This window comes from Bradyrhizobium sp. FW305-F6, from assembly GCF_058782905.1.
Genome location: NZ_JBYSYD010000004.1, coordinates 413,159 through 423,908, shown reverse-complemented (window position 1 = coordinate 423,908; position 10,750 = coordinate 413,159). Strand labels below are relative to the sequence as shown.

8 protein-coding genes are annotated in these 10,750 nt (G+C 64.7%); 4 read left to right on the top strand and 4 right to left on the bottom strand.

Annotated elements, in window-relative coordinates; all coding sequences use genetic code 11:
• Positions 1-29: 29 nt before the first annotated feature.
• On the bottom strand, positions 30-1,052 hold the full coding sequence (locus tag AC3WLX_RS26495) for an ABC transporter substrate-binding protein (protein ID WP_492338162.1): 1,023 nt from the start codon (positions 1,050-1,052) through the stop codon (positions 30-32).
• A gap of 154 nt (positions 1,053-1,206) precedes the next feature.
• Between AC3WLX_RS26495 and AC3WLX_RS26490 the strand changes: the two genes are divergently transcribed.
• From AC3WLX_RS26490 to AC3WLX_RS26480, 3 genes are all read left to right on the top strand, one after another.
• Positions 1,207-2,013 carry a creatininase family protein gene (locus AC3WLX_RS26490; protein ID WP_492338161.1) on the top strand — a complete coding sequence of 269 codons (807 nt, stop codon included), beginning with the start codon at positions 1,207-1,209 and terminating at the stop codon, positions 2,011-2,013.
• A 139-nt stretch (positions 2,014-2,152) separates the two neighbouring features.
• On the top strand, positions 2,153-2,416 hold the full coding sequence (locus tag AC3WLX_RS26485) for a hypothetical protein (protein WP_492338160.1): 264 nt from the start codon (positions 2,153-2,155) through the stop codon (positions 2,414-2,416).
• Between the two features lie 341 nt (positions 2,417-2,757).
• Complete coding sequence (locus AC3WLX_RS26480; protein ID WP_492338159.1) at positions 2,758-4,785, top strand: carbohydrate porin; 2,028 nt, start codon at positions 2,758-2,760, stop codon at positions 4,783-4,785.
• A 21-nt stretch (positions 4,786-4,806) separates the two neighbouring features.
• Here AC3WLX_RS26480 and AC3WLX_RS26475 read toward each other — a convergent pair whose 3' ends face one another.
• A complete protein-coding gene (locus tag AC3WLX_RS26475; protein ID WP_492338158.1) occupies positions 4,807-6,882 on the bottom strand; it encodes a methyl-accepting chemotaxis protein in 2,076 nt (691 codons plus the stop codon).
• A 227-nt stretch (positions 6,883-7,109) separates the two neighbouring features.
• Here AC3WLX_RS26475 and AC3WLX_RS26470 point away from each other — a divergent pair, with 227 nt between their 5' ends.
• Entirely contained in the window at positions 7,110-8,405 is a 1,296-nt protein-coding gene (locus AC3WLX_RS26470) for a hemolysin family protein (RefSeq protein ID WP_492338157.1), read from the top strand.
• Positions 8,406-8,630: 225 nt separating this feature from the next.
• On the opposite strand, the gene AC3WLX_RS26465 is transcribed toward AC3WLX_RS26470, so the two are convergent.
• The gene (locus tag AC3WLX_RS26465; RefSeq protein WP_492338156.1) at positions 8,631-8,870 is read right to left on the bottom strand and encodes a PilZ domain-containing protein; all 240 of its coding nucleotides are present in this window, start codon (positions 8,868-8,870) and stop codon (positions 8,631-8,633) included.
• A gap of 77 nt (positions 8,871-8,947) precedes the next feature.
• Positions 8,948-10,636: an FMN-binding glutamate synthase family protein gene (locus tag AC3WLX_RS26460; RefSeq protein WP_492338155.1), complete on the bottom strand. Its 1,689-nt coding sequence runs from the start codon at positions 10,634-10,636 to the stop codon at positions 8,948-8,950.
• Positions 10,637-10,750 lie beyond the last annotated feature (114 nt).

The following is a 10,750-nucleotide window of genomic DNA, read 5'->3' as shown; positions in this document are numbered from 1 at the left end:
CGTACCGACGTGCCAAAGCTCTGCATGCGCTACGGCTTGTTCGGGCGCAGCTCGAGGCCGACGCCCTTGTTGACGAAGCGCAGCGTGTAGGATTTGCGGAAGTCGAGATCCGCCTTGACCACGCCGGCCTTGACCATCTTGTTGAAGAAGGAGCCATAGCGCTCGTCGCTCATGGCGCCGATGCCGTTCTTCAGGCTGTCGCCGGAATCGACGATGCCGTGCTCCTTCATCTTGACGACGGAATAGGCGAGCAAATCGTCGGTCATCTCCGGATTGAGCTTCTTGATGAGCGCGTTGCCGGCGGAATTGTCGCGATAGATGTAATTGTACCAGCCGATCATGGAGGCATCGACGAAGCGCTGGACCAGATCGGGCTTCTTCTCGACAATGTCGCGGCGGGTCTCGATCAGGGTGGAATAGGTGTTGAAGCCGTAATCGGCGAGCAGCAGCACGTTCGGCTTGAAGCCGGCGGCCTTCTCGACCGCGAATGGCTCGGAGGTGACATAACCTTGCATCGCGCTCTTCGGGTTGGCGATGAAGGGCTGCGGATTGAAATTATAGGGGCGCACGTTCTTCTCGCCGAAGCCGTATTCGGACTTCAGCCACTGGAAATAGCTGGTCATGCCCTCCTTGGAGACGAACAGGGTCAGCGGCTTGAGATCCTCGATCTTGGCGACCTTCGCGTCCGGATGGGTCAGCATGACCTGCGGATCCTTCTGGAAGATCGCCGCGATGGTGACGACGGGAACGTTGTTGGCGACCGCATCGAACGACATCAGCGTGTTCGCGGCCATGAAGAAATCGATCTTGCCGGCGATCAGAAGCATGCGGTTGTTCTCGTTGGGACCGCCGGGGACGATGGTGACGTCGAGGCCGTACTTCTTGTAGGTGCCGTCGGCGACCGCCTGGAAGAAGCCGCCATGCTCGGCCTCGGCCACCCAATTGGTGCCGAAGGTGACCTTGTCCAGCGTTTCGGCCTGTGCCGGCGCCAAGGAGGCGGCAACGGCCAATACGCCTGCGATGAGCGCTCGCCGCAGATGAGATGGGGTCATGATGTCACTCCGTGGGATCGTGGCTGGCCCAATCGTGTCTGGTCCGAGTGAAGTCAACGCGATAAAACCGCATGACGTCAGGGGACGCGAGCCGGCCGGGCCCGCGTCCCCTGATACCCCAAATTACGTGACAAATTCGGGCAAGGAAACCTTGATGACGCCGCCCCGCGACTGGACCGACATCGACTGGGCTCATGCGGGCCCGGCGGAGGTGTCGCGCTGGATCGCGGTGCTGCCGCTGGCGGCGACCGAGCAGCATGGCCCGCATCTACCTGTGACGACCGACGTGCTGATCGCGGAGGCCTATCTGGAGCGCGTGCGCAAGCTGTTGCCGGCCTCCGTCCCAGCCAGCTTCCTCCCCGTCGAGCCGATCGGGATTTCCACCGAGCATATCGACTATCCGGGCACGCAGACGCTGCCGACCGACGTTGCGCTGAAACGATGGACGGATATTGGCGAGGACGTCGCGCGGCGCGGCGTGACGAAGCTGGTCATCGTCACCAGCCATGGCGGCAACAGCGCGGCCATGATGCTGGTGGCGCAGAATCTTCGCGCATACCGGAAAATGTTCGTGGTGACGACCTCGTGGTCGCGGCTGTCGGGTGCGGACGGGCTATTCCCGGCCGACGAGGTGCGCCATGGCATTCACGGCGGCGCGGTCGAGACCTCGATCATGCTGGCGCGCCATCCCGACCAGGTGCGCATGGATGCGATCGCGGATTTCGCAGCAAGCAGCCTCGCCATCGAGCAGCAATATCGCTGGATATCGACGCAGCGTCCCGCGCCATTCGCCTGGCAGGCGCAGGATCTCAACCCCAGCGGCGCGGTCGGCAATGCGACCTTGGCCGAACCCGCCAAGGGTGAGCGGCTGCTCGATCAGGGCGCGCGCGCCTTTTGCGAGCTGCTGAGCGAGGTCGATAACTTCGACGTGAACAGGCTCGCCAAAGGCCCCCTCGGCTAGCCAATATCGTCCTGGATTCATTCGGTAAAAGACTTAGCTGCGAATGCGCATCTACCGCATTCGAACCGGACACGAGGAGCCTCCGTCCAATGGGGCACGCGGACCACAACGGACCGCCTCAACCCGGATGGAGTTTCACATGTCGATCAAGACCAAGATTGCCGCCGCAGCGCTCGCCCTCCTCGCCGTCACCGGCACGATGGTGTCCACCACCTCTTCGGCCGAAGCCAAGCAGCCCGCCTGGGTCTGGGGTGTCGGTGCCGGCATCGCCACCGCCGCCGTCGTCGGCTCGGCGATCGCCGCCAGCAACGATCCCTATTACCGCGGCTATCACCGCTGCGGCTGGGTCGCCGAGTACAACGCCTTCGGCCAGTACATCGGCCGCGTTCGCACCTGCTACTGATCCCGCGTAGCTGAGGCCGATCTCTCGTGGATCCCGCGTCCGGCACGGGCGCCTCATCCACCCCGTGTCGTGCCCCCGACCCCGCCCGGCGTCCCCCCGGGCGGGGTCATTCATTTCTGGGAGAGGGCGTTGTTGCACCACCGTCACAAAGCAATGCGAAGCATCAGCTGCAGAAGAGGCCGGTCGCCCGAGATTGCGAATCAATCGCAATAAGGGTTGCAATGCAGGAGCTTGGGATTTAAGCCACGCGGATCGAAGACCCTCTCGCCCGATGGCATGAAGGGCCGAGACCTTATGACGGGACGCCGCGAATCGGCAGGCATATCGCGGCGGGTGGGTAGATGCGCGTGGGGACGTGCGCTTTGGCGTTGAGAGATCACCGACACCGCTACTTGCGAACGACCGCGGTTATCGCCGCAGGCGTGCTGACTGTGCCCTGTTCAAGCTTGGCCGCCGATCTGCCGCTGAAGGCGCGCGCCGCGAAAACTGTCTATGACTGGACCGGCTTTTATGTGGGCGGTCATTTCGGCTATGGCGACGCCGGCTTCGGACCGGGCACCAACCCGCTGGCCTTGCAGGGCTCGGGCCTGCCGCACAGCGCCACCGGCCTGACCGGCGGCTACCAGCTCGGCTACAACCGCCAGCTTGCGAACGGTTTTGTTCTCGGCATCGAAGCGGATTCCATGTTCACCGCTCCGCTCGATTTTCCCGCGCACGAGCGCGCACCGGCTCCATTCAATACCACGCTCGACTATGTCGGCACCGTGCGCGGCCGTTTGGGTTATGCCTTCGATCGCTTCATGCCGTTCGTTACCGGTGGCTTCGCTTGGGGTCACACGCATATCAACGTCAACGACGCCGATGGCGTCACCGAGCGTTCTCCGGTCGGCCAATACCAGACCGGATGGACGGCGGGACTTGGCCTTGAATTCGCCGTCAGCGGCAATTGGAGCGCGAAGGCAGAATACGACTATGTCGCCCTGTCGCGCCGGACCTACGATCTCGGCAATTTCGGAATGGCCAACGTGGACGTCGATCCGCGCATTCATCTGTTCAAGCTCGGCCTCAACTATAACTTCGGCGACACGCCCTGGATGGCGCCGGTCACAGGCAAGACGAAACTGCCGGAGTCCGGCGACTGGAACGTCCACGCCCAAACCACCGTGCTACCGCAGGGCTACGGGCCGATCCGCTCGCCTTATGCAAGCCCGCTGAGCCTTCCCGGCAGCGGCCAGTTTCAGGCGACCTGGACGACGACGGCCTTCCTCGGGGCGCGGCTGTGGGATGGCGGCGAGTTCTATTTCAATCCGGAACTGGCGCAGGGCTTCGGCATCAACGGCACGCTCGGTCTCGCCGGCTTCTCGAACGGCGAGGCGCAGAAAGCCGGCGCGCCATTCCCGAAGATCCGTGCACAGCGTTACTATTTGAGGCAGACCTTCGGCCTCGGCGGCGAGCAGGAGGAAGTGCCCGACGCCCCGAACCAGCTCGCGGGCAAGCGTGACGTCGATCGAGTCACGCTGATCGTCGGTCGCTTCGCCGTCGGCGACTTCTTCGACGGCAATGCCTACGCCAAGGACCCGCGCGCCGACTTCATGAACTGGGCGATGTGGTCGTCGGCCGCCTACGATTTCCCCGCCGACCTGCCGGGCTACACCCGCGGCGCCGTGGTCGAGCTCAACCGCAAGGACTGGGCTGTGCGCGCCGGGCTGTTCCAGGTCCCCGATGCGCCCAACAGCGACGTGCTGGTCTTCAAGACCGGCGGCGCCGTGGTCGAGTTCGAAGAGCGCCATTCAATCTTCGACCAACCCGGCAAGCTGCGGGTCGGTACGTTCTACAATAGCGGCAATACTGCCAATTACCGCCAGGTGGTCGCGATCGCCGCTGCCAACCCTGCGCTCGACATCAACGACATCACCATCGCCAACCAGCGCGACCGTTCGAAGTACGGCTTTTACGTCAACCTCGAGCAGCAGATCGTCAAGGACGTCGGGCTGTTCGCGCGCGCAAGCTGGAATGACGGCCAGAACCAGATCCTGTCCTTCACCGACATCGACCGCAGCGTATCGGGCGGCCTGTCGATCAAGGGCAGCCATTGGGGGCGACCTGACGACACGATCGGCATCGGCGGCGCCGTGAACGGGCTTTCCGACGCGCATCGCGACTTTCTTGCCGCCGGCGGCACCGGGCTGCTGATCGGCGACGGGCGGCTCAACTACAGTCCGGAACGCATCCTCGAAGCCTACTATGCCTGGAAGCTCAATTACTGGACCACGATGACGTTCGATTACCAGTTCATCACGAACCCGGCCTATAACGCCGACCGTGGGCCGGTCTCGATCTTCTCGGGCCGCCTGCACGCCGAGTTCTGAAGACGGCGTGTCCGCCGCCCGCTACGCCGCGCGGATCGCGTTCAGGAATTTTCCGACCTCGACCTTGAGGCGGCTGCTCTCGCCGGACAGCGACCGCGCCGAAGCGAGCACATTGGAAGAGGCCGATCCGGTCTGGCTCGCGCCGCGTTGCACGTCGACGATGCTGGCGGAGACTTGCTGGGTGCCGCGCGCCGCCTGCTGCACGTTGCGGGAAATTTCGCGCGTTGCCGCGCCCTGCTCCTCGACCGCCGCGGCGATCGCGGAGGCAATCTCGGACATGCGGGAGATGGTGTCGCTGATCGACTTGATGGCGCCGACGGAATCCTCGGTGGCGGCCTGGATGCCGGAGATCTGCTGGCTGATCTCGCCGGTAGCCTTGGCGGTCTGCTCGGCCAGCGCCTTGACCTCGGAGGCGACGACGGCGAAGCCCCGTCCGGCCTCGCCGGCGCGCGCCGCCTCGATGGTGGCGTTGAGCGCCAGAAGATTGGTCTGGCCCGCGATCTGGCTGATGAGCTCGACGACGTCGCCGATCCGGCCTGCGGCCCTGGCGAGCTCGCCGACATGATCGTTGGTCCGCACCGCCTGCTGTACGGCCTCGCCGGCGATGCGCGCGGAATCCTGGACCTGGCGGCCGATCTCGTCGACCGACGAGGCCATTTCCTCGGCCGCGGCGGCGACGGTCTGCACGTTGGTGGAGGCCTGCTCGGAAGCGGCCGCGACGGTCGCGGTGACCTTCTCGGACTGGTCGGCCGTGCTCGTCAGCGTTCCCGCCGACGCTTCCAGCTCGGAGGACGCCGTCGAGACGGTGTTGACGACGTCGCCGATCAGGGCCTCGAATTCGCGCGCGATCTGGTCCATGCGCTGGCTGCGCTTGAGCTTCGCGTCCGCTTCGGCCGCCGCGGCCTCGTCGGCAGCTTTCTTGGCGAGCAGCGAATCCTTGAAGTGCTGGAGGGAGCCCGCGACCTGGCCGATCTCGTCGTTGCGGCCCGTTGCCGGGATCTCGACCTCGTGCCGTCCGGCGGCGAGAACCCCGATCACGTCCGCGAGCTTCGCAAGCGGAGTCACGACGCGCCTGCGCAACATGATGGTCACGCCAGCGAGAGTCCCGAGCAGCGCCGTCACGACGACGCCGGCGAGCGCGAGCATCGCCAGCGCGCCGTCGCGCGCGGCGGAGGCGCGGTCGGCTGCTTCCGCCAACGCGGCGTCGCGCACGCCGTAGAACATCTGAATCGCCGGCACGATGACCTTCGCGAGGTCGTCCGCCGTAGCGCCGTACTTGCCGTCGCTCCGGGCTGCAGGAAGCTCCTTGTCCACGGCAACCGCTGCTTGCCCGAAATATGATTCCGTTGCCGCCTTCAGCGCGGCGGCGATGCGGGTGGGATTTCCAAGCTGGTCGACGCCGGCCTCGATGCGCTCTCGATCGGCCTCGACGCGTCCCTGCATGCGGTCCATCAGCGTCAGTTCAGCTGCGGTGAGTGGGCGGCGCGCGGAGAGCGCAGGCGACAGCGTGGCCGCACGGCTGCCGGCCGACACGCGCAGATCCTGCGCCGTCCGCGCCAGGTTGAGCAGCGCCGCAAGCGAGGAGTCGGCGTTGATCACCTTCGCCTCGAGCCGGTTCATGACGGGTTCGAGATTGGCGAGGACCTCGGCAACACCGGGCAGGAAGCCCTTCGTCGCCGCGCTGTCGCGCGTCGCGAGGGGAACGCTCATCGCACGATCGGCCGCAGCGGTGATGTCTTTCAGCCGCCGCACAGCACGGTTGAGATTTTCAGCAATTGCGCTGCCGTCATCCAGCACCACCACCGCGCGCCTTGCGGCCTCGAAGCCTGCCTCGGCCGCTTTCGTAGCCTTGGTGGCAACGTCGAGTTGCGCCTGGGTCGCGGCGCCTTCCTGGAAGATCGGTCCGATATAGGGAGCGCGAAGGCTGGCGACGTGCTGGCTTGCCATCAGCGTCGCGCCGAAGGCATCGACCGTCTTGATCGCATCTGAGCGGTTCGCGAAAATGCGCGCCTGCGGTATCAGCACCTCGGCGCCGAGGATGACCGCAAACACCGTCACCGTCAGCATCGACAGCGCGAAAAGCTTCCCGATCCGCATGCTCAATCCCCTGGAATAAATTTCCGCAATGTCGAAACCTAGCCTGCGGCCACTAAGGGCTCGTTAAGCAACCTCCGTAGTTCCGCGGAGTGTCAGGTCGTCGCGGGGGCCGGGAAACCATGCAACGCGTGGATTGAGGCGAAGAAATCGGCAGCGGTCCCTTATGCAATACCTATATCCATGGCTTGCCGTGCGAACGGCCACACTGGCATACCTCCGGAACCTCAATGCTCTCACTCGAACTCGCTATCGTCGTCGTGCTGATCGTCATCAACGGCCTGCTCTCCATGTCCGAGCTCGCCGTGGTCTCGTCGCGTCCGGCGAGGCTGTCGCTGCTCGCGGCCAAGGGGGTGCGCGGCGCGGAGCGGGCGCTAACGCTGGCGGCCGACCCCGGCAAGTTCCTCTCGACGGTGCAGATCGGTATCACGCTCGTCGGCGTGCTCTCCGGAGCGTTCTCGGGCGCGACGCTGGGGCAGCGGCTGACGCAATGGCTGCTCGAGCTTGGCCTCTCTCCAGGGCTTGCCGACATCGTCGGCGTCGGCATCGTGGTCACGCTCATCACCTATGCCACCTTGATCGTCGGCGAGCTGGTGCCGAAACAGGTCGCGCTGCGCGACCCTGAAAGCATCGCGGTGCGGGTCGCCCCCGCGATGCACGTGCTCGCGAAGGTATCGCTGCCGCTGGTGTTTCTGCTCGACCTCTCCGGCAAGCTGATCCTCACGCTGCTCGGCCGCGGCGGCAAAGCCGACGAGAAGGTCTCGGAAGACGAGATTCATCACCTCGTCAGCGAGGCCGAGAATGCGGGCGTCCTCGAGCCCGGCGAGAAGGAGATGATCGCCGGCGTGATGCGGCTCGGCGACCGGCCCGTCGGCGCGGTCATGACGCCGCGCACGGAGGTCGACGAGATTGATTTGAACGATGATGCGGAGGTCATCCGCGACGTCATCGCGAACAGCCCGCATTCGCGCTTTCCCGTTTCCGACGGCGATCGCGACAAGCCGATCGGCGTGCTCCAGGCCAAGGACCTGCTAGTCGCCTATATGAACGAGCGCGAACCCGATCTACGCGCGCTGGTGCGCGAAGCACCCGGCATCCCCGCATCGGCAGATGCGCGCGACGTGCTGACCATCCTGAAAGCGGCGCCCGTCCACGTCGGTCTCGTCTACGACGAATACGGCGCTTTCGAAGGCATGGTGACGGCGGCCGACATCCTCGAATCCATCGTCGGAGCCTTCCATTCGGAGGCGGGACCGCCCGAGCCGGCCTTCATCAAACGCGACGACGGTTCGCTGCTGATCTCCGGCTGGATGCCGGCCGACGAGTTCGGCGATCTGCTCGGCATCGAGCTGCCGCCGCATCGCTACAACACCGTGGCAGGCCTGGTGCTGCAACAATTCAGCATGCTGCCCAATGTCGGCGACGCCTTCGATTTCGCCGGTTGGCACATCGAGGTGATCGACCTCGACGGGCGGAGGATCGACAAGATTTTGGCGAGCCGGTTGAGCGAGGTCGAGACGGGGTGAATTGAGCGATAGCGCAAGCCTTCAGTCTCACCTGTCGTCCCGGACAAGCGCGCCAAAAGCGCGCGCCGATCCGGGACCCATAACCAAAGGGAGGAGTTTGGCGACTCGGAGTCGCCAGCTCGCGTCGCACGTCTCCCTGGGGTTATGGGTCCCGGGCTCGCGACTTCGTCGCGCCCCGGGATGACAGCGGAGTTTGAGGCGAAAGTGCGCGATGAACTCCTAACTCTACCCGAACCTCACCCCGATGCGCTTTTCTTTGCGCCAGACCACGGTGCAGGACAGGTGCGTCCCGTCGGCCTGGACGAACAAGGTGAAATGCTCGGGGATGCCGATGGGGCTGGAGACGTCGAGTGCGGCGCCATGATCGGAAAGATTGCGAACGGTGCAGTCGATAACGCCGCCGCCGAACGCGATGGTTCCGGCCTTCAGCACGCGGTGCCTCGCCTTGCTGCGTCGCTCATCCATGGGCGCAATTTACACCCTAAGCTGAAACAGACGTTAAGTGCCGGCCGCAATCGCGACGAATTTCTGCGACCGGAATCCTACGGCGCGGGTGCGAACGTCTCCGCGCGCGCCATCTTCCAGGCGTCGCGAAAGCGCGGGTCTTCAGTGCCTTCGAGCAGCTCGCCCGGGCGCAGCTCCCGATAGAGCTGCGCGAAGGACTTCACCTGGGTCGTCGACGTTCGTTGGCTGAAATGGATCGGTCGCAGCTGCTGCGGATGCTCGAGGCCGGCGGCAGCGATCAGTTCGGTGAGCGAGTGCAGCGTCGCGTGGTGATAATTGGCCACGCGGTCGATCTTGAGCGGCACGTAGAGCGCACGCGCACGCGTCGGGTCCTGCGTCGCAACGCCGGTCGGGCAGCGGTCGGTGTGACAGCTCAGCGACTGGATGCAGCCGAGCGAGAACATGAAGCCGCGCGCGGAGTTGCAATAGTCGGCGCCGATCGCCATCGCGCGCGCCATGTCGAAGGCAGTCGCGATCTTGCCGGACGCGCCGATCTTGATGCGGTCGCGCGCATTAATGCCGATGAGTGCGTTGTGGACGAAATTGACGCCCTCGCGCATCGGCATGCCCAAATGATCCATGAACTCCAGCGGCGCAGCACCGGTGCCGCCCTCATTGCCGTCGACGACGATGAAGTCGGGATAAATGCCGGTCTGAAGCATCGCTTTGCAGATCGCCAGGAATTCCCAGGGATGCCCGATACAGAGCTTGAATCCGGCCGGCTTGCCGCCGGACAGGCGCCGCATCTCGGCGATGAACTGCATCATGCCAACCGGCGTCGAGAACGCGCGGTGCGAGGCTGGCGAGATACAATCCTCGCCCATGGCGACGCCACGAATCTTGGCAATCTCCTCCGAGACCTTGGCCGCCGGCAGCACGCCGCCATGGCCGGGCTTTGCGCCCTGGCTGATCTTGAGCTCGACCATCTTGATCTGGTCGTCGCCGGCGACGCGCGCAAACGCTTCGGGATCGAAGCTGCCGTCGAGATGGCGACAGCCGAAATAGCCCGAGCCGATCTCCCAGATGATGTCGCCGCCCATCTCGCGGTGATAGGGGCTGACGCCGCCCTCGCCGGTGTCGTGCGCGAAGCCGCCCTTCCTGGCGCCGGCGTTCAATGCCCGCACCGCGTTCGGGCTGAGCGCGCCGAAACTCATCGCCGAAATGTTGAACACCGAGGCCGAATAGGGTCTTGCGCAATCCGGTCCACCGATGACGACACGAAATCTCTCCGTGGCATGTGCCTTCGGCGAGACCGAATGGTGCATCCACTCGTAACCCTCGCGGTAGACGTCCTCCTGGGTGCCGAACGGACGCTTGTCCAGCTCCATCTTGGCGCGCTGATAGACCACCGCGCGGGTATCACGCGAGAACGGCATGCCGTCCTTCTCGCTCTCGAAGAAGTATTGCCGCATCTCGGGGCGGATCTCTTCGAGCAGGAATCGGATATGCGCCGAGATCGGATAGTTGCGCAGCACCGCGTGACTCTTCTGCAGGAGATCGCGGACACCAAGCAGCGTCAGCGCGCCGAAGATGAGGATCGGAATCAGCAGGATGTCGAAGATCTTGCCGTCGGCGATGCCGATGCCGATCAGGAGCGCGGTCACGACCGCGCAGATCGTCAGCACGACGAAGCGCGGCGAGAACGGCAGCAGCAGGGTTTCCATGATCCCCTCCTCCGCCAGCGGCAGGCGTTTGGGGGATGCATGCGTCTTGTTGTCCTCGGCCACGATCCGATCCTCTCGCCAGCAGGCGCCACAATACGCCCTCGCCTGTCATACGGATATGACGCGGCCGTTGTTTCAGGCTAGCGAATTCGACCGATACAAATCAATCAGCCCGAT

Bases quoted from the DNA above. Each gene is read 5' to 3' on its own strand.
- AC3WLX_RS26480 (WP_492338159.1), top strand. From the start codon at position 2,758: ATGCGCGTGGGGACGTGCGCTTTGGCGTTGAGAGATCACCGACACCGC.
- AC3WLX_RS26470 (WP_492338157.1), top strand. From the start codon at position 7,110: ATGCTCTCACTCGAACTCGCTATCGTCGTCGTGCTGATCGTCATCAAC.
- AC3WLX_RS26490 (WP_492338161.1), top strand. From the start codon at position 1,207: ATGACGCCGCCCCGCGACTGGACCGACATCGACTGGGCTCATGCGGGC.
- AC3WLX_RS26465 (WP_492338156.1), bottom strand. From the start codon at position 8,870: ATGGATGAGCGACGCAGCAAGGCGAGGCACCGCGTGCTGAAGGCCGGA.
- AC3WLX_RS26475 (WP_492338158.1), bottom strand. From the start codon at position 6,882: ATGCGGATCGGGAAGCTTTTCGCGCTGTCGATGCTGACGGTGACGGTG.
- AC3WLX_RS26495 (WP_492338162.1), bottom strand. From the start codon at position 1,052: ATGACCCCATCTCATCTGCGGCGAGCGCTCATCGCAGGCGTATTGGCC.
- AC3WLX_RS26485 (WP_492338160.1), top strand. From the start codon at position 2,153: ATGTCGATCAAGACCAAGATTGCCGCCGCAGCGCTCGCCCTCCTCGCC.